General features: G+C 68.3%; 23 protein-coding genes and 1 tRNA gene. 11 read left to right on the forward strand and 13 right to left on the reverse strand.

Annotated features, from left to right (window positions below; genetic code table 11):
- Window positions 1-4 precede the first annotated feature (4 nt).
- Complete coding sequence (locus tag BLT27_RS07970; protein WP_089732645.1) at window positions 5-472, forward strand: DUF7522 family protein; 468 nt, start codon at window positions 5-7, stop codon at window positions 470-472.
- On the opposite strand, the gene BLT27_RS07975 is transcribed toward BLT27_RS07970, so the two are convergent.
- On the reverse strand, window positions 466-1,443 hold the full coding sequence (locus BLT27_RS07975; RefSeq protein WP_089732647.1) for a transcription initiation factor IIB: 978 nt from the start codon (window positions 1,441-1,443) through the stop codon (window positions 466-468). The genes BLT27_RS07970 and BLT27_RS07975 overlap by 7 nt on opposite strands.
- Before the next feature lie 201 nt (window positions 1,444-1,644).
- Here BLT27_RS07975 and coxB point away from each other — a divergent pair, with 201 nt between their 5' ends.
- From coxB to BLT27_RS07990, 3 genes are read left to right on the forward strand one after another with little or no spacing between them, the layout of a single operon-like run.
- On the forward strand, window positions 1,645-2,508 hold the full coding sequence (gene coxB, locus BLT27_RS07980; protein WP_089732648.1) for a cytochrome c oxidase subunit II: 864 nt from the start codon (window positions 1,645-1,647) through the stop codon (window positions 2,506-2,508).
- On the forward strand, window positions 2,505-5,114 hold the full coding sequence (locus BLT27_RS07985) for a cbb3-type cytochrome c oxidase subunit I (protein ID WP_089732650.1): 2,610 nt from the start codon (window positions 2,505-2,507) through the stop codon (window positions 5,112-5,114). Before coxB ends, BLT27_RS07985 begins: the two co-directional genes overlap by 4 nt.
- 5 nt (window positions 5,115-5,119) lie before the next feature.
- Window positions 5,120-5,389 (forward strand): cytochrome C oxidase subunit IV family protein, encoded by a 270-nt coding sequence (locus tag BLT27_RS07990; protein ID WP_089732653.1) that lies wholly within the window; start codon window positions 5,120-5,122, stop codon window positions 5,387-5,389.
- A 132-nt stretch (window positions 5,390-5,521) separates the two neighbouring features.
- On the opposite strand, the gene BLT27_RS07995 is transcribed toward BLT27_RS07990, so the two are convergent.
- Genes BLT27_RS07995 through BLT27_RS08010 form a run of 4 tightly spaced genes read right to left on the reverse strand, consistent with a single transcriptional unit; the run spans window position 5,522 to window position 8,337 of the window.
- Window positions 5,522-5,884, reverse strand: coding sequence for a hypothetical protein (locus BLT27_RS07995; RefSeq protein ID WP_245707669.1), 363 nt, complete (start codon window positions 5,882-5,884; stop codon window positions 5,522-5,524).
- Complete coding sequence (locus BLT27_RS08000) at window positions 5,881-7,254, reverse strand: hypothetical protein (protein WP_245707671.1); 1,374 nt, start codon at window positions 7,252-7,254, stop codon at window positions 5,881-5,883. Before BLT27_RS08000 ends, BLT27_RS07995 begins: the two co-directional genes overlap by 4 nt.
- The gene (locus tag BLT27_RS08005; protein ID WP_089732654.1) at window positions 7,241-7,921 is read right to left on the reverse strand and encodes a DUF7546 family protein; all 681 of its coding nucleotides are present in this window, start codon (window positions 7,919-7,921) and stop codon (window positions 7,241-7,243) included. Before BLT27_RS08005 ends, BLT27_RS08000 begins: the two co-directional genes overlap by 14 nt.
- A gap of 2 nt (window positions 7,922-7,923) precedes the next feature.
- Complete coding sequence (locus BLT27_RS08010) at window positions 7,924-8,337, reverse strand: hypothetical protein (protein ID WP_139172278.1); 414 nt, start codon at window positions 8,335-8,337, stop codon at window positions 7,924-7,926.
- A gap of 284 nt (window positions 8,338-8,621) precedes the next feature.
- Here BLT27_RS08010 and BLT27_RS08015 point away from each other — a divergent pair, with 284 nt between their 5' ends.
- Genes BLT27_RS08015 through BLT27_RS08030 form a run of 4 tightly spaced genes read left to right on the forward strand, consistent with a single transcriptional unit; the run spans window position 8,622 to window position 12,958 of the window.
- Window positions 8,622-9,842 (forward strand): ABC transporter substrate-binding protein, encoded by a 1,221-nt coding sequence (locus BLT27_RS08015; protein ID WP_245707673.1) that lies wholly within the window; start codon window positions 8,622-8,624, stop codon window positions 9,840-9,842.
- A 24-nt stretch (window positions 9,843-9,866) separates the two neighbouring features.
- Entirely contained in the window at window positions 9,867-10,886 is a 1,020-nt protein-coding gene (locus tag BLT27_RS08020; RefSeq protein ID WP_089732660.1) for a carbohydrate ABC transporter permease, read from the forward strand.
- Window positions 10,883-11,770 carry a carbohydrate ABC transporter permease gene (locus tag BLT27_RS08025; protein WP_089732662.1) on the forward strand — a complete coding sequence of 296 codons (888 nt, stop codon included), beginning with the start codon at window positions 10,883-10,885 and terminating at the stop codon, window positions 11,768-11,770. The genes BLT27_RS08020 and BLT27_RS08025 overlap by 4 nt, the downstream gene beginning before the upstream one ends.
- A gap of 39 nt (window positions 11,771-11,809) precedes the next feature.
- Window positions 11,810-12,958, forward strand: coding sequence for an ABC transporter ATP-binding protein (locus BLT27_RS08030; protein WP_089732664.1), 1,149 nt, complete (start codon window positions 11,810-11,812; stop codon window positions 12,956-12,958).
- 4 nt (window positions 12,959-12,962) lie between these two features.
- Here the strand turns inward: BLT27_RS08030 and BLT27_RS08035 are convergent, their stop codons facing one another.
- The 6 genes from BLT27_RS08035 to BLT27_RS08055 form a co-directional block, all read right to left on the reverse strand.
- Window positions 12,963-14,576 carry a PH domain-containing protein gene (locus tag BLT27_RS08035; protein WP_089732665.1) on the reverse strand — a complete coding sequence of 538 codons (1,614 nt, stop codon included), beginning with the start codon at window positions 14,574-14,576 and terminating at the stop codon, window positions 12,963-12,965.
- Window positions 14,573-15,055: a PH domain-containing protein gene (locus BLT27_RS08040; protein ID WP_089732667.1), complete on the reverse strand. Its 483-nt coding sequence runs from the start codon at window positions 15,053-15,055 to the stop codon at window positions 14,573-14,575. The genes BLT27_RS08035 and BLT27_RS08040 overlap by 4 nt, the downstream gene beginning before the upstream one ends.
- A 59-nt stretch (window positions 15,056-15,114) precedes the next feature.
- A complete protein-coding gene (locus tag BLT27_RS08045; protein ID WP_089732669.1) occupies window positions 15,115-15,360 on the reverse strand; it encodes a BolA family protein in 246 nt (81 codons plus the stop codon).
- A 123-nt stretch (window positions 15,361-15,483) separates the two neighbouring features.
- Window positions 15,484-15,651 (reverse strand): hypothetical protein, encoded by a 168-nt coding sequence (locus BLT27_RS19695; RefSeq protein ID WP_175526417.1) that lies wholly within the window; start codon window positions 15,649-15,651, stop codon window positions 15,484-15,486.
- Window positions 15,652-15,768: 117 nt separating this feature from the next.
- Window positions 15,769-16,749, reverse strand: a complete 981-nt coding sequence (gene fen / locus BLT27_RS08050; protein WP_089732671.1) for a flap endonuclease-1 — start codon at window positions 16,747-16,749, stop codon at window positions 15,769-15,771.
- A 25-nt stretch (window positions 16,750-16,774) separates the two neighbouring features.
- Window positions 16,775-17,371: a GNAT family N-acetyltransferase gene (locus BLT27_RS08055; RefSeq protein ID WP_245707675.1), complete on the reverse strand. Its 597-nt coding sequence runs from the start codon at window positions 17,369-17,371 to the stop codon at window positions 16,775-16,777.
- Window positions 17,372-17,525: 154 nt separating this feature from the next.
- Here BLT27_RS08055 and BLT27_RS08060 point away from each other — a divergent pair, with 154 nt between their 5' ends.
- The 3 genes from BLT27_RS08060 (at window position 17,526) to BLT27_RS08070 (ending at window position 21,650) form a co-directional block, all read left to right on the forward strand.
- On the forward strand, window positions 17,526-19,628 hold the full coding sequence (locus BLT27_RS08060) for a bifunctional metallophosphatase/5'-nucleotidase (protein ID WP_245707677.1): 2,103 nt from the start codon (window positions 17,526-17,528) through the stop codon (window positions 19,626-19,628).
- A gap of 75 nt (window positions 19,629-19,703) precedes the next feature.
- Complete coding sequence (locus BLT27_RS08065; RefSeq protein ID WP_368086029.1) at window positions 19,704-20,729, forward strand: nucleoside recognition protein; 1,026 nt, start codon at window positions 19,704-19,706, stop codon at window positions 20,727-20,729.
- Between the two features lie 60 nt (window positions 20,730-20,789).
- Window positions 20,790-21,650: a hypothetical protein gene (locus tag BLT27_RS08070; protein WP_089732674.1), complete on the forward strand. Its 861-nt coding sequence runs from the start codon at window positions 20,790-20,792 to the stop codon at window positions 21,648-21,650.
- A gap of 138 nt (window positions 21,651-21,788) precedes the next feature.
- On the opposite strand, the gene BLT27_RS08075 is transcribed toward BLT27_RS08070, so the two are convergent.
- Together BLT27_RS08075 and BLT27_RS08080 are read right to left on the reverse strand one after the other, a co-directional pair.
- Window positions 21,789-21,859: transfer RNA gene (locus BLT27_RS08075), tRNA-Gly, on the reverse strand.
- Window positions 21,860-22,131: 272 nt separating this feature from the next.
- Window positions 22,132-22,845, reverse strand: coding sequence for a class I SAM-dependent methyltransferase (locus tag BLT27_RS08080; protein ID WP_089732677.1), 714 nt, complete (start codon window positions 22,843-22,845; stop codon window positions 22,132-22,134).
- Between the last annotated feature and the right edge of the window lie 42 nt (window positions 22,846-22,887).

Consider the following 22,887-nt stretch of genomic DNA (forward strand, 5'->3'; position numbering starts at 1 on the left):
TGGGATGACCTACGACAGCCCGACGCAGTCGCCGGCGAGGGCCCAGTTCGTCGACGAGACGCCCGCGAGCAAGCGTATCGTCGAGAACACGGACGGCATCGTCGAGCGACTGCGTGACGAGCTCGGTCGCGACCTCACGATGGTCGCGGCGTACAACGCGGACGTGCTGGAGATCCACTACTTCCACGAGACGTTCCGCGAGCAGTACGAGCCGTCGGACCTCGACGCGCTCGCCGCGGACCTCTGTCTCGACGGACGCATGGGCGATGCGTTCCAGGAGGAGCTCCTCCAGCTCGGGCAGTTCAACTTCGTCATCAAGGGGTTCGACGACGGGCTGTTGCTCCGTGCGCCACTCTCGGACGGCACGGGGGTCGCGGTCTCGACGAACCTCAACGCCGGTGAGAAGCTGGCGACCGTGGTCCCGCGGACGATACGGAGCTGCGACGTCCGTGTCGTGACGCGGGATCAGTAGCTCGCACCGCCCTCGTCTGCAGCATCGAGAAGCTCCTTGTAGCGGTTGCGGATGGTGACCTCGCTCACGTCGGCCACGTCGCTGACCACGCTCTGCGTGACACGTTCGTTCGTGAGCAGCGAGGCCGCGTAGACGGCGGCGGCGGCGAGGCCGACGGGGGACTTGCCGGAGTGGATACCCGCCTCCTTCGCGTCGCGGAGGAGCTCGCGGGCACGCAGCTCGCCCTCGTCGCTGAGGTCGAGGTCGCTCGCGAACCGGGGGACGTAGCTCTCGGGGTCCGCCGGCTCGACCTCGAGACCGAGTTCGCGGACGATGTACCGGTAGGTGCGTTTGAACTCCATGTCGTCGACGCGGCTGACGCGGGCGACCTCGTCGAGGCTGCGCGGTACCCCGCCCTGACGCGCGGCGGCGTACAGCGCGGCGGTGGCGACGCCCTCGATGGAGCGGCCGGGGAGCAGGTCCTCGGCGAGCGCGCGGCGGTAGATGACCGACGCCGTCTCGCGGATGTCGTCCGGGAGGCCGAGGGCGCTTGCCATCCGGTCGATCTCGCCGAGGGCCTGCTTGAGGTTGCGCTCCTTGCTGTCGCGGGTGCGGAAGCGCTCGTTCCAGGTGCGCAGGCGCTCCATCTTGCGCCGCTGTTTCGAGCTCAGCGAGCGGCCGTAGGCGTCCGTGTTCTGCCAGCCGATGTTCGTCGACAACCCCTTGTCGTGCATCATCTTCGTCGTCGGTGCGCCGACGCGGGACTTCTCGTCTTTCTCTGCCGCGTCGAACGCGCGCCACTCGGGCCCGCGGTCGACGCTCTCCGTCTCGACGACGAGACCGCAGTCGGCACAGACCGTCTCGCCGCGTCCGTCGGTGACGAGGCGGCTATCACACTCCGGACAGCGCTCTCGCTCGCGGGCCTGTTCGGAGACGTCGCGTTCGCGAACGTCAGTCTCGCGACTGGTTGGTCGGGTACGGGTTTCTGTCATCGTGGGTGGAGGGCAAGCGGCTCGACACCGCGTCGAGTCCTTGCTAACCGGACGTAATTAGCAGCAACATATAAATTTTCCGCCGACAGTTAAGTATCGGCGTCGCTCAATCCGGTGGAAGGCCCATGTTGTCGTGCACCAATGTCCTTGGTAACATTCCCCAATAAATAAATACTCACGCATCGCAATCTTGCACGACCAATGCAAGGTGGACTACTGCTACAGGTGGCCGGCCAGCTGGAGCCCGACGGGACCCGGGCCGAGCTGTTCGGACGCATCTTCGAGGTGTTCCTGATCCTCGGCACTGTGGTCGGTGTCGTCGCCGTCGGGTACATGCTGTACAACGCGTACAAGTACCGTGACGACGGCACCACCCAAGTCGAGGAGACGGGTGACGTCGGGCGGCCCACACTCGGGGAACTCCCGGAGGGCGGTGGTCACGGACGCAAACTGCTTCTCTCGTTCACGCTCAGCGCCATCATCGTCATCTCGCTCATCCTCTGGACGTACTGGGCGCTGCTGTACGTCGAGGCGGGGGCCGCCCAGCCCGCGGAGCCGGAGATGGAGGACGGTACGACGGTGGAGGTCACGGGCTACCAGTTCGGGTGGGAGTTCGAGTACCCCAACGGCAACACGACCGACGGGACGATGTACGTGCCCGAGGGTGAGCGCGTCCAGATCGTGGTGACATCATCGGACGTGATGCACAACTTCGGCATCCCCGCGTTCAAGACCAAGACCGACGCCATCCCGGGGCAGACCACGAGCACGTGGTTCGGGCCGGTGGAGGACGGCGAGTACACCATCAAGTGCTACGAGCTCTGCGGTGCCGGCCACTCCTACATGACCGGGACCGTCGAGGTCATCGACCCGGCGGAGTACGAGCGGATGTTCGTGGAGCCGATGAACAGCACGAACTCGAGCGACGGCGGCACCGAACGCGTCGCCCCCGCGACGGCGGCCGGTGGCGGTTCCGCACCGACGGTCACGCTGCCGACTGACGGCGGCGCGACGACGACGCCGGCCGCCCGCACAGCAACCACGGAGGGAGTCCTCAGGCCATGACCGACGACGAACACGAGACGACGGCCGACGGCACCGGTGAGGAACCACCCGTGAGCGACGGCGGCACGGCCAGCGACGGCGGTGCCATCGTCGACGACGACGGCTTGCCCGCCGGCGGCGTCCCTGACACCCCCCACGAGGACGACCACGGGCTGCCGCCGACCCACTCCATCCGGCGCTGGTTCGTCACGACCAACCACAAGGACATCGGGCTGCTGTACACCGTCACGGCTCTGTTCTTCCTCATCTTCGGCGGCCTGCTCGCGCTCCTGATGCGCCTCGAACTGTGGGCCCCCGGCGCGAACGTGATGTCGGCGGCCTCGTACAACCAGGCTGTCTCCGCGCACGGCCTCGTCATGGTGTTCTGGTTCCTGTCGCCGCTGGCGTTCGGGTTCGCGAACTACGTCGTCCCGCTGCAGATCGGCGCGAAGGACCTCGCGTTCCCGCGGCTGAACGCGCTCTCGTACTGGTTCTACCTCTTCTCGGGCATCCTCATGGGCATCTCCTTCTTCCAGGGGAGCACGTTCAACGGCGGCTGGACGATGTACGCGCCGCTGAACACGCCCGTCTACACGCCGGAGATAGGCGGGACGACGACGGTGCTGGCGTTGATACTGTTCGTCGCCTCGGCGACGGTGGGGTCGGTGAACTTCCTGACGACGATGCATCGGATGCGTGCGGAGGGGATGACCCTCCGCCGGATGCCCATCTTCACCTGGAGCATCCTGCTGACGGTGTGGATGATGCTCTTTGCGTTCGCCGCGCTGCTGGCCGCGCTGATGCTGCTCAGCTCAGACCGACTCATCGGCACGGGCTACTTCGCCGAGAGCAGCCCCGGCGGCGCGATGCTGTGGGCGCACCTGTTCTGGTTCTTCGGCCATCCCGAGGTGTACATCGTCTTCTTCCCTGCCCTCGGCGCGATGGCGGAGATCTTCCAGACGTTCTGCGGGCGCCGCATCGTCGGGCGGAAGTGGTTCATCGGGGCGATGCTGCTCGTGGCCATCCAGAGCTTCGTCGTCTGGATGCACCACATGTTCCTGACGAGCATCAACCTCGAGATCAAGACGCTGTTCATGGCGACGACCATCGGCATCTCGCTGCCGTTCGATTTGATGGTGTTCTCGCTCATCTACACCATGTTGAAGGGGAAGATTCGGTTCAAGACGCCGTTCCTCTTCGGCTTCGGCGCGCTGGTGCTGTTCATCCTCGGCGGCATCACCGGCGTGTTCCTCGGTGCGGTCGTGCTCGACTACACGCTCCGGGGCACGTACTGGGTCGTCGCGCACTTCCACTACGTGATGGTCGGCGGCGTGACGGGGCTCGTCGGCGGCCTCTACTACTGGTTCCCGAAGATGACCGGCCGGATGTACGACGAGACGCTCGGGAAGGTCCACTTCGCGATGTACTTCGTCGGGTTCAACCTGCTGTACTTCCCGATGTTCCTCGCCTGGGAGACGCCGCGTCGGGTGTTCGAGTACGCACCCGCCCTCACCGGCTGGCACCAGCTCTCGACGGTCGGGGCGTTCCTGCTCGGCTCGTCGTTCCTGGTGATGTTCTACAACCTGTTCAAGAGCGCGTTCGTCGGCGAGGAGGTCGACGGCCAGCCGTGGGACTTCGCCTCGACGGCCGAGTGGACGGTGCCGTCGCCCCCGCCGCTCGAGAACTTCCCCGGCGTGCCGACGTACGCGAGCGGCCGGCTGGAGTTCGACGACGGCGGGAGCGCCCAGACCGACGGCGGTGCCGTCCACGGCAAGGCCGCGGCGCTCCCGGGGAGCGAGGTGACCGGGACCGAGCACGAGGGCGGCGAGAGCCACGCGAGCATCTGGCCGTTCGTCCTCGGCGTCGGTGCCTTCCTCGTGCTGCTCGGACTCTCCGGGCTCCAGCGCGGGTACTTCCCCGAGGGAACGATGGGCGGGATGTACATCGGGACCGCGGTCGTCGGCGGGGTGGTCGCGTTCGGCAGTCTCGTCGCGATGACCCGCGAGAGGTTCCACGGGCCCGAGGGCCCGTTCGGGGAGAGCTGGCCGTTCACCACCGTCGAGAACACGAAGCTGGGGCTGTGGATCTTCCTCGCCTCCGACGTCATCCTGTTCGGAGCGTTCATCGGTGCGTACGTGTTCTCCCGCGTCGCGTACGGCTGGACCGACTGGCACCACCTCATCCCCGAGGCGCACGTGGTGCTGCCGGGGCTCATCAACACCTACCTGCTGTTGACCAGCTCGTTCGCGGTCGTCATCGCGATGGAGTTCGCGGAGCGCGAGAACCGTCTCGGCGTCGTCGGCTCGCTGGTGGCGACGGTCGGGCTCGGCATCGGCTTCCTCGTCAACAAGGGCATCGAGTGGCAGCACCTGTTCCACATCCACACCGAGGCGTTCCCGGCCGGCTGGGACCCGGGGACGAACATCGCGTCGACGACGTTCTACGTCACCACGGGCCTGCACGCCCTGCACGTCATCGTCGGCCTCGTCATCGCCGGCTACATGATACTCAGGGCGTGGAACGGGGCGTACATGGGCGACGACGAGCCCATCGAGTACTTCGGCCTGTACTGGCACTTCGTCGACATCGTCTGGCTGTTCCTGTTCCCGCTGTTCTACATCGTGTGATACCCATGTCCCGAGCAAAACTCTACACCGTGATATACGTCGTCCTGTTCGTGCTGGCGACCGTCCAGGTCGTCGTCGAGCAGGCCGGCTACCTGGAGGAGTCGTACTGGATGGCGTTCTGGGCCATCATGGTCCTGTCGGCGGTCAAGGCCGTCGTCGTCGCGGGCTGGTACCAGCACCTGCGCTGGGAGCCGCGCTCGGTGACGACGCTGATGCTGCTCGGCCTGCTCGGCGCGGTCGCGCTCACCGTCGCCGCGTCGTACTCCATCCTCTGATCGCCGGGCCCGTTCTCGGGCTCTCGAAGCCGGCAGCGACGGCTGTCCGACCGCGACTCCGAGGAGGGGCCCTCGCCGTCGGGACCGCCGCGGTGGCGAAGGTGAGAGCCCACAGCCGTCGGCGAGTGCAGGTCACAGGCTCAACACCACCATGTAGACGAGGACGAGCACGGCGTACATGCCGGCGAGCGCCGCGATGACCTTCAGGTGGTAGACGAACAGCTCGTCCGTCTCCGCCTCGAGGGCGTCCTCGTACCGCTCCCGTTCCCGCCCGGTCAGCGCCTCGGCGTGTACCTCACCCAGGTGGAGGTCGTGGTGCATCGTCGTCGGGAACGGCCGGGCGCAGCGCTCGCAGGTCGCCGCCGGCTCCTCGCCGTCGGGGAGCTCGAACCCGGGCTGGCTGTGGCCCACCGGGTTCGTCGCCGACGACGAGGGGTCCGACGGCTCGTCGGTCGCGTTCGCCTCGTCCGTCGAGCGGTCCTGTGTCGTGGTCATACTGGCGGGGAGACGTACGGCTGGCCGAGCAGCCACATGCTGGTCATCGTGTAGAACACCATCACGAGCGCGAACGGGTACTGGCTGCGGATGGGCTGGAGCCGCCCGGTGAACGTCTCGAAGGCGATCGAGTGGGCGACCCAGATGGCGAGCAGGTGCCCGAGGACGACGAACGCCAGCCCAACCGAGCTGAACCAGGCGGGGAGCTCGGCGACCGGCACGTTCTGCGGCGGCGAGAACGGGTCGAGCGCGAGCACCTCGACGGCCGGGACGAAGGTGACGAAGTAGCCGAGGAAGTGCGCGAGGTGGTAGCCGGCCGCGATGGGCACCAGCGAGCCGACGAACCGGCGTTCGACGGTACCCGCGCTGACGTAGCTCCCGGCGGTCCGCCGGCCGACCAGCGCAGCGAGGCGGTAGACGCCGAGGAACAGCGCGTACCCCAGGACGACCGCCACGACGTACACCGCGAGCGCGGGCACGCCGAGGTCGGCGAGCCAGCGGACCGTCCCGGCGAAAGCCGGCGTCGACACCAGGCCGTCGAAGGAGGTCGCCCAGACGAGCGCGACGACGAACAGTACGTCCGCCCAGGTCGCGCCGTCGGCGTCGTGGACGAGCCGCGAGCCGGGCAGCTCGACCGTGAACCCGTCCTCGGTCCGGCGGACCGGGGCGAGCCGGCCGTAGACGCCGAACACGCGCGAGATGGGGTCGACGGACTCGTACCACGCGGTGCCGAAGACGGCTGCTCCGGCGAGGGTGACGACGCTGTAGGCCAGTACGACCGCCGCGAGCAGGACGGGCTCGGCGGCGACCGGCGTGACGACCTCCAGCCAGACCATCACGAGCAGCCCGGCCGTCGGCGGCCACCCCTTGGCCCACGCCGGCAGGTCGCGGTCGCTCACGCGAGGGAGGACGCCGCTGATGGCCCGCCACGGGTTGAGCGCCGGCCAGCTGTTCCCCAGCAGGTACACCGACGCCGTGTAGCCGGCCCACCAGACGGCCCAGACGCCGACGATGGCGAGGTTCCGGCGGGGGTCCGCAGGGGCGACGAACGCGACGACGAGCAACAGCCCGAGTGTGGCGACGCTCCCGAGACGGAGCCCGGCGACGGCCAGCTCCGAGAGCGACGCGGCCGGCGGGAGCCCGAGTCGCCGGTCGTTGAGCCACGCGATGAACTCGTGGTCGGTCGCGAAGCTCGTGAACAGGAACGACGCGCCGACGAGCCCGCCACCGGAGAGGGCGACCAGCCAGAACGGCACCGACGTCGAGGTGAGCGAGCCCGCCAGGGACCCCGAGTGCGCGAGCACCGGATCCGCGGGCAGGGTCGCACCGACGGCGGCGAGGAGCGTGCGGCCGGCCTCACGCAGACGCACGCAGGCTCACCCCTGGACGCCAGTAGAGTAGCGCGACCGCGACGACGAAGACGAGCGTCGAGGCGTCGAGCGAGAAGGCGTACACGGTGCCGAGCGCGGCTGTCGTGCTGCCGGTCAGACTCGCACCGACGGAGGAGACCACCGGGAGGGCACAGCTCACACAGGAAAACAGCCCCACCAGGCCGCCGACCGACGAGCTGGCGGCCTCGGCGACGGTCGCGTACACGAGGTAGGAGAGCGCGAGGTAGCCGAACACCCGGAACGGGACGAGCGTCACGTGTCCGAAAGGTGCGACGTAGGCCACGATGGGGCCCCAGCCGGGCGAGGCGAGTCGAACCGAGAGGCCGGTCGCCGCCGTACCCACGTCGTGGAGGCCGACGATGCCGACGAGCCAGGCCAGCAGTGCGAGGTAGCCGACGGCGACGGCGGCGGCGGCCGCCTTCGTCCGACGCGAGCCCGGGACCGGCGCGGTGTGGACCACCGCGTACGCGGCCACGTTGACCCAGACGAACGGGTAGACGACGTAGCGCAGGTCGAGCACGCGTTCGCCGGTCGCGACGAAGTACGCGGCGAGGGCGAGGAGCTCGACGGCGACCAGCAGCAGGAGCCAGAGCGTCCGCTCGCTCGGAAGGGTGTCCGACTCGACCGTCGCCGTGTTCGGGGCCATCGTCAGGCGAGCAGGAGGCTGGCGGTGATGGCGAACAGGAACAGGGTGCCGAGGGCCCACGCGCTGAGCATCGCCGCCACCGCGTTCGTGTGTCCGTGCGCGCGAGTCGAGGTGAACGTCCCGTAGCCGACGTAGCCGGCGAGCAGCAGTGCACCGACGCCGACCAGAACGCCGCTGACGAGCGCCTGCTGACCGGGCGGGCCGGAGACGAACACGACGACGCTCGCGGCGACCCCACCGACCACGAGCAGGAAGGAGAGGACCCAGACGAGCGGGCTTCCCTTGAGGGAGTGCAGGAGCGACCCTCCATCCCCGCCCTCGGGTGTGTATCCCTTCCAGGCACGACCCCCCAGGAAGGCGACGACGGCGGCGAGGAACACCGCCATCACCGCAGTAACCCCGACCAGATATGACATGGTATATGTTCACACTAAACAGGCACCCCATTTAAGATTGCCGTCCCGGTTCACCCGTGAGTGACACCGGGCGTCCGGTCGTGACCGCTGGAGCGGCCCGTCTCGTGTGACCAACCCACTTACTCGGAAACGAATTAATTTGGGGAACTATTAAGTAGGACCTTGCGTAAAGAATGGGTACGTCTCACATAGAGACACGTGGTGGCATGACAGGACACGATTCGGACTCCGGCGTTTCGCGGCGTAGCGTACTCAAGACAACCAGTGCTGTAGGTGCGGCTGGCATGGCCGGTCTCTCCGGCTGCCTCAGCGGCCTGAGTAGCGGCGACAGCGGGCCGCAGCCGCTCGAGCTCCTCCACGCGTGGAGCAACGGCGACGGCGCGGCAGCGATCGAGGCCCTGTTCGAGGGCTTCCAGGAACAGCACCCCGACGTCGAACTCGCGAGCGAGGGCATCTCCGGCGCAGCCACGCAGAACCTCGGGAGTGTCGTCAACGAGCGCATCCGTAACGACGATCCGCCGAGCACCTGGCAGAACTGGCCGGGTGCGGCACTCACCCCGTACGTGGACTCGGACGCACTCGACGACATCACGGACTCCGTCTGGAGCGAGAACGACATGGAGTCGGCCTACCGGGAAGGGCCGAAAGAGCAGGCCAAGGGCACGACCGACCACTTCGTGTCGGTCCCCATCAACATCCACCGCATCAACAACCTGTTCTACAACAAGAGCGTCGTCGAGGAGGCCGGTGTCGACCCGACCAGCCTCTCCTCGCCCGCCGACGTGGTCGCCGCCTGCGAGACCATCGCCACCGAGACCGACGCCGTGCCGTTTGCCCAGCAGACCAAGGGCGCGTGGTCGACGGTCCAGCTCTGGGCTACTGTCCTTCTCGCCGACGCCGGCCACGAGGGGTATCGTAACTTCTACGAGGGCAACCCCGACCGCGAAGCAGTCGCCTCCGCCCTCGACCTCGTCGCCCAGCTCAGCGAGTACTACCCCAGTGAGGCCTCGACCATCGACTTCACGGACGCGAACAACATGGTCATCAACGGCGATGCCGCGTTCATCCACCAGGGCGACTGGGCGGCGGGCGCGTACCCCGACGACTTCGCCTACGGCGAGGACTGGAGCTACGTGCCGTTCCCCGGCAGCGACCACAGCTACCAGCTGAACATGGACTCGTTCCCGTACCCGGCGAACAACCCGACGCCCGAGGCGACGAAGACGTTCCTCCGCTACTGCGGGACGAAGGACGCACAGGTCCGGTTCAACAAGGCGAAGGGCTCCATCCCGCCGCGGGGCGACGTGGACCCCTCCGAGTTCCCGCAGTTCCAGCAGGACCAGATCGAGGACTTCGGCAACGTCGACCACCAGCCGCCGTCGATCCACCACGGCCTCGCACTCGACCCCGAGCAGCGCACGAACGTCGTGGAGGCCATCAGCGCCTTCATCGGGAGCTACAACGTGGACTCCGCTGCCGACGAGGTCGTCTCAGCGGTCCAGTAAGTCCACCGCGCCAACAACGTTTCCATGGACTCAGTACGCTCGTGGTTGCGGCGAAGGATCGACAGCGTCCGGTCGGAGCAGCGGCTCCGCACCGACGGCGGAACCGCATCGGACGCTGTACAGAGCGAGACGGGGACGGGACTCCGCCGGTACCTCGACAGTGACGCGGTCGAGTCCGCGCCGTTCTGGCTCCCCGCGTTCCTGCTCGTCGGGCTCTTCGTCTACGGGGCCATCGTCTGGAACGTCGTCATCTCGTTGACCGACTACGAGGGACTCGGCGACCCCGAGTACGGCAGCTTCGACCTGGAGAACTACCGGCTGATGCTCCAGGAGACCGGCTCGTACTCCTTCACGAACGCGTTCGTGAACACGATCGTCCTGCTGGTGGCGTTCACGCTGGTCTGTCTCGTGTTCGGGCTGGTCGTCGCTATCCTCGTCGACCGGGACATCCGCTTCGAGAACACGTTCCGGACGATCTACCTCCTGCCGATGAGCCTCTCGTTCGTCGTGACGGCGAAGATGTGGCTCTGGATGTACAGCTCGAACGGCGGGTTCGTGAACCGCGCGCTCGGTGTCGTGGGCATCGGGCCGGTCAACTTCATCAGGAACCCGGACCCGAACGTCCAGCTCGCGGCGATAGTGTTCGCGCTCGTCTGGCAGTTCAGCGGCTACGCGATGGTCGTCTACCTCGCCGGGCTGCGAGCGATCCCCGACGAGCACTTCGAGGCGGCCCGCGTCGACGGCGCGAGCCTCGTGAAGATGTACTGGCGGGTCGTCATCCCGCAGTTGCGGACCGCGACGGTGAGCGCGTCGGTCGTCCTGATGGTGTTCGGACTGAAGGCGTTCGACTTCCTCCGTGCGCTGTACGGGAACGACACGCCGGCGGTCGGGACGGACATCCTCCCCACCTACATGGTCCGTGTCGCGTTCGGTGACGCCAGCCGCATCGCCTACGGGTCGGCCGTCGCGGTCGTCCTGTTCGCGCTGGCGTTCTCCATCGTCCTGCCGTACCTCTACTCCGAGTACAGGCGGGGTGCATTATGACTGACACGAAGCTCGCGGACGACGGTCTGTCGCTGAATCGTATCGGCCTCTACGCCGTGCTGCTGGGGCTCGTTGTGTTCTACCTCCTCCCGCTGGAGGCAGGTATCGTCACCTCGTTCAAGTCGATCCGAGCGTACGGCCAGACGGCACCGTTCCTGCCAGCGGTCGATGGATTCACCCTCGCACAGTGGTCGTCGGCGGTCGACCAGCTGTCCGGTAGCCTGTTCAACAGCGTCCTCATGGCGGTCCCCGCGACCGTCTTCTCGGCGCTGTTCGGGAGCATGGCGGCGTATGGACTGACGAACATCGACTGGCGCGGACAGGTCGGCATCTACGTGCTGTTCGTCGCCGGCATCTTCGTGCCGTACCAGGCCGTCCTCGTCCCGCTCAAGCGGTTCTGGTCGCAGTGGGTCCCCCTCCACATCTGGCTGGAGCCGGTCTGGTATCTGACCGGGCTCGGGACCGACTACGCCGGGCTGCTGGCGCTGACCATCACGCACATCGCGTACGGCATCCCCATCTGTACGCTGCTGTTCCGGTCGTACTACAAGTCGGTCTCCGACGAGATGGTCGAGGCCGCACGGCTCGACGGCGCGAGCATTCGACGTATCTACCGGCGGATCATCCTCCCGCTGTCCATTCCGATGTTCGCGGTGACGCTCATCTACCAGTTCACCCAGATCTGGAACGACCTGCTGTTCGCGCTCATCATCGTCGGACCGGGTGACGCGTCGGTGATCACCCAGAGCCTGATCGGCATCGGCCAGTCGGAATCGGTGACCAACTTCCCGCTACAGATGGCGGCGGCGTTCGTCACCGCTCTGCCGACGTTGCTGGTGTACATCTTCTTCGGCGAACAGTTCGCGAAGGGAGTGACCGCATGACTATGAACGCTTACACACGCGGAGAACGGAGGTACACGCATGGCTGAACTCGAACTCGACGGCCTCACCAAGGTGTTCGTCGAGGACGACGGGAACGAGATCGTGGCCGTCGACGACATCGACGTGACGGTCGCCGACGGCGAGTTCCTCGTCCTCGTCGGCCCCTCGGGCTGTGGGAAGTCCACGACGCTGCGGATGATCGCCGGTCTGGAGTCGATCACGGCCGGCGAGCTGCGACTCGGCGGCCGGCGCATCAACGAGCGCAAGCCCGCCGAACGGAACACCGCGATGGTGTTCCAGTCCTACGCGCTCTACCCGCACATGACCGTCAAGCAGAACATGAGCTTCGGGCTGGAGGAGTCGACCGACATGCCCGCCGCCGAGATCGCCGAGACGGTCATCGAGGCTGCCGAGATGATGGGCATCGGCGACCTGCTCGACCGGAAGCCCGGCGAGCTCTCGGGCGGCCAGCAGCAGCGCGTCGCGCTCGGCCGCGCCATCGTCCGTGACCCCGAGGTGTTCCTGATGGACGAGCCGCTGTCGAACCTCGACGCGAAGCTGCGCTCGAAGATGCGTACCGAGCTGCAGCGCCTCCAGGACGACCTCGGCGTGACGACGATCTACGTCACCCACGACCAGACCGAGGCGATGACGATGGGCGACCGCATCGCGGTGCTCGACGACGGCATGCTCCAGCAGGTCGGCACCCCGCTGGAGTGCTATCACGAGCCCGCGAACCGCTTCGTCGCCGACTTCATCGGCGAGCCGTCGATGAACTTCTTCGAGGTCGAGGTCCAGGGCGACCGCCTGCTGGCCGACGACTTCGCCTACCCGCTCTCGAACGAGACGCTCTCGACTGTCGGCGACCGGACCGAGCTGACCCTCGGCATCCGGCCGGAGGACATCGAGCTCCGGACCGAAGCGACCGGTCCGCACGACTTCGAGACCGTCGTCGACGTCGTCGAGCCGACGGGTGACGAGAACAACCTCTACCTGACGTTCGACCCCGACGCGAGCGAACCGGACACGTTCATCGCCACGACCGGTGGCATGAACCGTATCGAGGCCGGCCAGCCCCTCGTCGCCCACGTCCCGGAGGACGCGATCCACCTGTTCGACCCCGACACCGGGCGGGCGGTCAAGAACCGCTCGCTGGACGACGCCGAGACGCTCGGTCGCGCGGTCTGAGCGGTCAGCTCCCCCTTCGTTCTCGCCCCTGGAGCTCCAGGTGGAGCCTGTCACGAAGTGTCCGCTGCAGCGTGGCCGCCGTCCCGGCGTCGATGTCGAACGCGGTCGGCGTCGCCCGAACGAGCGTGCTCGAGCTGGCGGTGTCCACGACGAGCGAGGCGAGCGCGAGCCGTCGCTGGAACACCGACGCCTGTCGGATGACGGTCTGGAGCCGGTAGTACGGGACGACCTGCGTGCGCCGCCGCCAGAAGCCGGTGCGGACGACGACGGTGTGGTCACCGACGTGGTAGCCGCGGTTCGCCCACTTCAGATGCGCTGCCGGCGGCACGAGCAGGAACAGGACCGCCGGCAGGTACCAGAGCGTGAACCCGGCGACGACGGTCGAGGCGCCGTACAGGACCGCGAGGAGGCCGGCGACGACCAGCCCGTATCGGACGCCGTAGCGCCGACGGGCACGTTTCGGCGGCCGTTCGAAGTCCGGGTCCGAGAACTCCCCGAGGTCGCGCGCGAGTTCGACGACGCGGGACCGCTCCGCGACCGGGATTGCCGACTGGCTCCCCTGTTCGGCCCGCTGACCGGCGTAGCCCGCCGTCTCGACGTCGAGGGCGGCGTAGCCGAGCAGTCGCATGGGGAGCGACTCCCGGAGCGTGACGGTCTGTATCTTGTCGCTCGGGATGGAGCCGGAGTACCGCTGGAGCAGGCCGCGTTCGTAGACGAGGTCGGTGCCGCTGCGTGCCAGCTGGAAGCCGTAGTAGCCGACGGCGGAGAGCACGCCGCTGACGAGGTACGAGCTGACGAGCACGAGCGGCAGCGAGACGACCGCGAGCACGAGCAGCTCGTCGGCGGTCGCCCCGGGGAGGTCCATCGTCTCGGGGCCGCCGAACGGGTCCGCGGCGGCGAGGAGGAACTCGCCGGCCAGCTCCGGCAGGACGGGGAGGCCGATGATGACGAGCACGATGGCCCCCGGCCGGAACCGGGTGATGGAGAGCACGGCCAGTTCGACGGGCGTGATGGTGAACAGCGGCTCCAGGACCCCCGAATCGCCAGTCGTGGCCGCTCCGTCAGCCGTCGACGACCCGGTTGGCGCGTCCTCGGCGGGTGCCTCCTCGTCGGTCTCGGCCGCCGCGGGCTCGGCCTCGGTGGCGCGCCGCGAGCTGTCCCGTCGTTCGCGGATCTCGCGCTGGAGCCGGTTGGCCTCGCCGAGCGAGACGACCGAGAGCTCGGCCTCGGTCCCGCCACCGCCGGCGGTCTCGATGCGGACGACGGCCACGCCGAGCAGGCGGTGCCAGAGGTTCTGGGAGATGTCGACGTTCTGGATGCGTCGCAGGGGGATCTCGCGCTCGGTCCGACCGACGACCCCGGCGGCGAAGTCGAACGTGTCCTCGGTCAGCTCGTACTCGAACCGGAGGTAGGTCGCGACCCCGTAGCCGGCCCCGAGCAGTCCGAACAGCGGCGCGACCACGAACAGGAGGTCGATGACGCTCCCGCCGAAGTCCATCCCGAGGGCCGCCTCGAGACCGGTCGACCCGACGAGCAGGAAGAAGAAGGGTATCGAGAGGCCGTTGACGCCGTACTGCAGCGCCCGCACGACCCCCGTGACTGCGTGGAGCCGCTTCATACGGCGTCCTCCGGCTCGCTCTCGACCGCGAGCTCCCGGAGCTCGTTCCGCAGGCGCTTCGCTCGCTCGGGCGTGAGGCCGGGCACGGTCACGTCCGCGCCGCGCGACCCGGCCGTGTAGACGACGACCGAGGAGAGGCCGAGCGAGCGGTCGACCGGCGAACGCTGCGTGTCGACGTGCTGGACCCGGACGTACGGTACCGCGGTCTCGACCCGGGTGAGGACGCCGCGTTCGAGGTAGAGCGCGTCGTCCTGCAGCTCGAAGCGCCAGTCGCGGTACAGCAGGACGGCGTGTGCGGTGCCGAACAGCAGTCCCAGGACCGCGACGAGGAGCCCGGGGAGGAACGTCCAGACGCCTGCGTCGGCGAGTCGCTCCTCGAAGAACACTGCTGCGGCCGTGACGACGACGGCCAGCAGGACGGCACCGACGAGGCCCCGGAGGACCCACCTGATTCGAACTCTCGCGTGAAGGGCTTCCATAGCGTGGGGGTCGGACCGGGCACACTAATAGCGGCGGGGTCGGCTGCTGGCTCTGTGAATCAGCCCGCCGCTTCCTCGGGTGCGTAGGTCTTGAGCTCCAGTGCGTGGATGTCCGTCGTCATGTGCTCCCCGAGGGCGTCGTACACCAGCTCGTGCTGCTGGACCAGCGGCAGGCCCTCGAACGCGGGCGAGACGACCGTCGCCCGCAGGTGGTCGTCGTCGTGCTCGCCGCGGGCACGCTCGACGGTTGCTTCGCAGTCCTCGATGCCAGCCTCGATGAGTGTCGCGACCTCGTCCGGTTCCATGTCTGTCTCTGGGGCGTTGGAGGGCAAAAGACCACCGTCCCGAACCGGCCGGGCGACCGCCCGGTCCAGCCAGCCGTACACGCACCCGTTCCATCCGGCCGCGACGGACCCGACGGCCGGGGGTTAGTCCGGATACACGGCGGCGAGGTTGGCGAACGGAACGTACGCGATCCGTTCCATGGTGCCGCCGTCGAGCTTGCGCTTGAGGTGGACGCCGCTCGACCCCTCGTGGACCTCGTTGACGTCGTCGATCTCGGTACCGTCCTCCAGCCGCGCAATCATGCTCACCATGGACGAACGTAGCGGCTGCGGAGGGATACGTTCACGGTCGAGCTGGAACCAGTTCACGGTCGGTACACGAGCCTGCAGGACGTCACACTCCCGCGTCGACCGGGACGCCAGCCTCGGTCACGTCCAGCGGTCGAGGCCGGTCTGGGTGAGCGCGTCCTCGATGCGCTCGAAGCCGCGCTCGACCTCGCTCTCGTCGACCTCCCACTCGTCGACGACGTAGGCGCGGGCGGCCTCGATGTCGGGATCGAGGTCGACGTCGAACGAGTACTCGTCGGTCACGTTCGGGTTCCGGAACAGCTCGCGAACCAGGTCGGCGTTCTCAACGTAGACGTCCTCCTGTTCGAACACGGCCCAGAGGTCGCCGTGCGCTTTCACCTTCTTCAGGGCGGTCTTCGGGCCGTAGCCGTGGACGCCCTCGTTGAAGTCGGTGCCACAGAGGATGGCCACGTCGACGAGCTGTTCGAGCGAGAGGTCGAGCGCCGCGAGCGTCTCGTCGAGGGTCATGCGCTCGGGGTCGCCCTTGCTCGTCAGCTGCCGGAGCGTCGTGGGGGCACCGAACAGCAGGGCGTCGTAGTCCTCGGTCCCGACGTACTCGGCGTCACCGCGCTTGGCGATGTGGGCGCACTGCGCCTCGCCCTCCGCTGGCGCCTCGACGAACGGGATGTCGAGCAGTTCGAGCAGCTCGCGACTCGTCTCCTGGATGACCGGTGTGAGCCGCTGCGTGGCGGATTCGAGCCGGGCGACCTCGACGGCGTCGCCCGCCTCGCGGGCGTCCTCCAACTGCGACTCGTACTTCTCGCGCTGTTCGCGCCGGTCGGCTATCTCGTCGGCCTTCAGCTCGGACGGACCGCCGTCGAACACCATCACGGGGTTCAGGTCGTGTTCGAGGAACTTCGGCAGTCCCTGGACGATACCCACCAGGTTCGCCACCTCGTCGCCGTCGCTGGTGGTGTAGATGTCGTCGTTCGTCCACCGGACGGTCGTCGTGAGGTAGCGGTAGAGCCAGTTGTGGGCGTCGACCGCCACGACGCCGGGGTCCAGCTCGTCGAACGGTACCGTCTCGAGGTGTGCGAGGTCCCGGAGGTCTGCGTTACCCATCGGTCACCCTACGGCCTGGGTGGCTTCAATCCTGGCGGTCCCGGTCGGGCGTGTCGCCGCCATCGCCCGTCGCTGGCGGCCCGCGCTCCCGCTTGCGCGCGACGAACTCGCGTTCACCCGCGGAGAGGTCGTCGCGTCGGCCGAGGACGTCGAGCCCGGCGCGGTAGCGGTCGGCGGACCGGTCGCCGGGTCGTTCGAGGACGAGTTCGGCGAGGCCGGTCTCGTCGCCCGTGAAGCCGAAGCCCGCCCGGTACAGCGCCTCGTAGGAGTACGGGTTGTTCACGGCGATGCGGACGCGCTCGTAGCCGCGCTCGCGGGCCCGGTCGTACGCGAACCGCACGAGCCGGGGGCCGAGTCCCTCACCGCGCTGGTCCTCGCGGACGGTCACGTACCGGAGCCAGAGCGCTTCGGGGTCGGTGCGGTCCTCGTTGAACGCGACCGCGGCGAGGACGTGGTCGTCGTACTCGCCGCCGGCATCGGGGTCGACCCCCGCGTCGCGAACCACGGCCTTCCCGGTCGAGGACATCACGAACTTCCCGGCGTAGCTGAACCGTCGGTAGTCGAGCCGGAGCGTCGGCCCGTCCTCGGGCCAGCCGAGCACTGCGAGTTCGACGTCGCTCACGACGGGAGCGACGGCCGGTCGGTACAACGGTCTTTCGACGGCGGTCGGCTGGGTGACTCTCACGAGCGGACTGTCGTGCAACTGTGACAACAGTACCCGACGGTGATAGTCTTTGGCAGGTTTTATGGGCCGATGCCCGCCTTGACTTCGGTGTATGCGCCGATTCATTGCGATCGTCCTCGCGCTCGCGGTCGTCGCCGCCGGGCTGCCGGTGGCGTCGGGCGCGGCCGCACCGACAGGGGCCGACACCGCCGAAGCGGTGTCCGGTACGACAGCTACCGCGACGGGGTCGACGGTGGCCCCGACCGACAACGAGTCAAACAACTCGACGACGGTCACGCTCCTGACGTACAACGACATCCAGACGGCGATGGCACAGAACACGACCGTCCCGCGGATGGTCCACCTCGTCAACGAGCGCCGCGCTGCCCACGACAACCCCACCGTCGTGGTCGGCGGCGGCGACCAGGTCAGCCCGCACTCGCTCGCGCCGGTGAGCCAGTGGCGGCTGCCCGTCGAGGTGCTCAACGTGCTCCAGCCCGACGTGGAGGTCGTCGGCAACCACGACCTCGACTACGGCTTCGGGCCGGTCGCGAACTACTCCGACGCCTCGACGTTCCCGTGGGTCATGGCGAACATCGTGCAGGCCGACTCCGGCGAACCCATCCCGGGCACCGAGCCGTACACCGTCGTCGAGCGCGACGGCGTCCGCGTCGGCGTCATCGGCCTCGCGGACGAGAAGATACTGGGCAAGACCGCCGTGGACTTCGACGAACAGGGCTACGAGCTGCGCGACTACGCCGAGACCGGCCAGGAGTACGCCACCCAGCTCCGCGAGGAGGAGAACGTCGACGTGGTCGTCGTCGCCGGCCACTTCGGCGTCCCGGTCGCACGGGACCTCGCGAACCGGACGTCGGGTATCGACGCCGTCGTCGTCGGCGACGACGAGATCGAGTACCCGCCGCAGGCGACCAACGGCACCGTCATCGTCGAGGCCGAGGCACGCGCCGAGCACGTCGGCGAGGTGAACCTCACCGTCGCCGAGGGCGAGGTCACGAGCTGGAACGGCCGGCTCCTCTCGGTCACCGAGAACACGACGAAGAACGCGACCGCCGACCGCATCATCACCGAGACGCGCGGCGAGGCGCTCTTGCAGGTCGTCGGCGAGACGCGGACCGAACTCGACGCCCGATTCGCGTCGAACTACCACGACGAGACCGCGCTCGGGAACCTCGTCACCGACGCCTTCCGCTGGAAGGAGGGCTCCGACATCGCCATCACCAACGCCGGTGGCATCCGCTCGAACTCGGTGTACGGCCCCGGTGAGGTCACCGTCGGCGACGTGTACAACATGCTACCCTTCGGCAACACGCTCGTCACGGTCGAGCTGACCGGCGACGAGGTGACACAGCTGCTGGAGAGCCAGGTCGTGACGGTGGAGAGCGAGACCGGCCAGCAGTACGGTGCCGAACCGCAGCTCCAGGTGTCCGGCATCACCTACGAGTACGTCCCCCACGAGGACGTACCCGCGGACCAGCGCATCCAGGACGTCTGGGTCAACGGCGAGCCGCTCGCCGAGGACGAGACGTACACCGTCACCGTGAACTCCTACATGGCCGGCTGGGAGGGCTCGGTGCTGGAGAACGCGACCCGTGTCAGCGAGACGCAGGACCTCTACGGCACGGTCACGCTGGAGTACATCCAGGCGCACAGCCCCGTCTCGCCGACCGACGCGGACCGCATCCGGCGCGTGAACCACCTCGCGGGACAGGACCCTGTCACGCTCGACGGCGCGGGGACGGTGACCGCCGAGTTCGCCCTGCCCGAGAACGCGACCGAACTCCGGTCGTTCTACGCGACCGCGAACGCCTCGACGATGGTCGCGGCACAGACTGTCGAGGTCGGCGAGGAGACGGTCACGGTCACCTTCTCGGACCACGAGCTCCGCCAGCTCGCGGACGGGGACGCCGAACTCCAGGTGTACGGCAGCTACAACAGCAGCAGCGTCGACCCCGTCTACTTCGACGGTCTCCGGATGGCGGGCGACCTCGATGTGACACTCGAATCGCCGGAGACGGCGACGGCGACTGCGACGCCGACCGCCGCACCCACCACGGCGGCAGGCACGACGGCCGCCGGGACGACCGAGGAGGCACCCGCGACGACGGCGGAGAGCGACGACGGCGGCTCGCCCGGCTTCGGCCCGGGGGTCGCGCTCGTCGCGCTCGTCGCGCTCGTCGCCGTCCGCCGGCGGTAGCGGCGACTCGAACCGGAGCCGACGACGGGGACCGGTTCCGACGCACATTTTTCGGTCCCACGCCAACACCCAGCCGTGACGCTCCCCGTCGCACTCGTGACGCTCCAGGCCGGCATCGAAAGCGTCCCGCTCGACCTGCTGGTCTCGGTGCTGCGCCGGGTGCTCTCCATACTCGTCTTCATCGGTATCGGTCTCACTCTCGCGAACCTCGCGGTCGAGTTCGGGCTGGTCGAGTACGTCGCCGTCTTCTCCCGCCCGCTCACAGCGCCCGCGAACCTGCCCGACGAGGTCGGCACCGCCATCCTCTCGACGGCCGCCTCGCCGACTGCCGGCTACGGCATGCTCGCCGAGTTCCGCGAGGAGGGCATCCTCGGCGACCGGGCGACGCTGGTGGCGGTCACCATCAACACGTTCTTCGGCTTCGTCCAGCACATCTTCACGTTCTACGTCCCGGTGCTCATCCCCATCCTCGGCCTGCGCGTGGGGCTGCTGTACGTCGGCTCCCGCGCCGCGATCTCGCTGGGCATCACGCTGACGGGCATCGTCGCCGGGGCAGTCCTCCTCTCGCCGGCGGACGACGCGGCAGACGACACGCCCGAGGGAGTCGCCAGCGACGGCGGCCCCGGCGTCGATGACGACGAGGAGCCCCGCACCCGCCGGGAGACCGTCGTGGACGCGCTGCTGAGCACTCGCGACAAGCTCCGGGACATCGCTCCGCGGCTCGTCCTCGTCTACACGGTCGTCACCGTACTCACCGCGAGCGTGGACATCTCGCAGTTCACCGTCGTCGCCGAGCCCGTGACGGGCCTCCTCGGGCTGCCCGGCGAGGCCGCCGCCGTCGTCGCGGTCTTCGCCATCGACACCACCAGCGGCGCGGCGTTCATCGCCCCCATGCTCGGCGACCCGTTCACGCCCGAGGCCGCCGTCGCCACGATGCTCGTCGGCGGCATCGTCTCGTTCGCCTTCTCGACGTTCAAGCGCTCCATCCCGTTCCAGTTCGGCATCTGGGGGCCCGAGTTCGGGACGAAGGTGGTGGTCGTGAACACCGTGCTGAAGGTGGTGTTCATCGCTGCGGCGCTGGCCGTGTTGCTCGTTCCCTGAACCACCCTGGGCGACCCGGAGATGGCAATTATTTTATTCCGAAGCTGATACGTTACGCGCGTGCCCTCCCTCGATACCAAGCTCGGTCTCGCGGTCGGCTCCTACGTCGGCCTCCTCGTCGCGTTCGGCGTCGGTCTGGTTGTGGACGCCGGTGTCTTCGACCCGACCGTCCAGGCAACCGGTCTCCTCTCCTGTCTGCTCGTTGGGGGCGTGTTCGCGTCCCGCCCGTCCCTCGCCTCGCCAGTCGTCGAGCGGCACGTCCTCTCCGCCGTGCTTGGACTCCACGTCGGCGGCATCCTCGCGCTGCTCGCGCTCGCCGGGAACGACGAGGCGACCGGGGCCCACCCGTTGGTGTTCCCGTTCATCGTCAGCGCCCTCGTCGGTCTCGTCGCGTTCGTCCTCGTCCGCGACCGCCACGTCGAGACCGTCTTCGGTGGCAAGGTCGCCCGCGTCAGCTGGTACGGGGGTCCGCACCCGCGAACGGTCAGGCGGATGCGCATCGTCGCCGTCCTCGCCGGCGTGACGGTGATCGGCGCTCCGCTCGCCGGCGTCGCCGTCATCCCGCACCGGGCTACCTGGATCGAGTCGACACGCGCCTGGACGCTCCTCGCCGAAGTCGGGCCGACCATCGTCGGTGGCGTCCTCGGGGCGTCCATCGGAACCTTCCTCATGCCGGACCGTGAGAGGCGGTTCACCGTCTACGACGGCGGCATCGTGGTCCAGAACGGCCGCTCCGGTCTCCGGTCGCGGCTCTCCTGGTGGTACGTCCGCGGCTACGAGCTGACCGACCGCGAGCTCGTCGTCCACACCTGGTTCCCGCTCCAGGCATACCGGTTCGACCGGGACCACTTCGAACAGCCCGACCGAGTGGCCGACATCCTCGCCGAGTACGCGCCCGAGAGGGAGGCCACGTGGCTCTGAATCGCTGTCGCTCCTCGTTCACTGGTCCGAGAGAATGCGCCGGCCGGGATTTGAACCACGGTCGCTCCACTTCGTTCCGCTCCCTGATTCAAACCCCGGTGAGACCCAGACACGCCTCTCACTGCGTTCGAGTCGGTATGCGCCGGCCGGGATTTGAACCCGGGCCATGAGCTTGGAAGGCTCAGGTCCTACCACTAGACCACCGGCGCTCGCTGACTGCGTTCGCTCGCCCCGAGCGCCACGTCGCTACGCTCCGTGGCACACCGGCGCTCGCAACACTTCTTCGTTGTCGCGCCGCATAATAAGACTCCTTCGGAAGCCGACGCCGCACCGGACCGCGAACCGGGCCGGTAGGGAGTGTTCGAAAGCGGTGATGAAAGCCATCACCGAAGACGCCCGAGCGAGCCGTGCGCGAGGGCCCACAGGGGCACGCGAATCCCACACCAACGGGTGTGCGCAAAGAGTACTTCTTCGCGGCGACTTAAGGTCTTTTCTGTTCGGTGACGGTTGCATAGCAGTTGCCCGAGGAGACCCGTGACGACACGACCGCGAGGTCGCTGGCGCCGAGGTCCTCGTCGAACTCCGCCGGGCTGTAGACGTGGTAGAACCGCGGGACGGTCTCGCCGCCGGGCAGGGTCCAGTCGACCGTCGTATCGAACCCCGTGTCGCGGCGTCGCGGGTCGCTCCGCTCCCCGGCCGGGCTGTCCGAGGAGCCGCCGCTCCGCTCCGGCTCTTCGCCGTCGAATCTGTCGTGGGCGGTGCTCCAGGCGGAGACGAGGCCGGTCCCGTCGGGCGAGAGCACGCGGGCGAGCTCGTCGAGACTGCGGCGGCGGGCCTCCCGGGTCGGCAGATGGTGTACGGTGGCGACGTACACCGCGAGGTCGACGCTGCCCGTCGCCAGCGGGAGCCGTGCGGCGTCGGCCTGCACGAGTTCGACGCCGAAGTCACGCTCGCGGGCGCGCTCCTGGGCGGTAGCGAGCAGCCCACCCGAGATATCGAGACCGACCACGCTGTCACAGCGGGCCGCGAGGAGCTCGGCGTGCCGCCCGTTGCCACAGCCGAGGTCGAGGCCCACGACGCCCTCCCGGTTCTCGAGGAAGGACTCGACCTCCGGCCAGGCGTACTCGCGGGTCTGGGCGAAGTGGTCGGCGATTCGGTCGTACGTCGACCGCGTGCCGCGCGGCGACCGGTCCATGGGCGGACCGTCGGCCCACAGTCGGTTAGCGGTTCCGTTCGC

The sequence above is a fragment of the Haloarchaeobius iranensis genome, from assembly GCF_900103505.1.
Lineage (GTDB): Archaea > Halobacteriota > Halobacteria > Halobacteriales > Natrialbaceae > Haloarchaeobius > Haloarchaeobius iranensis.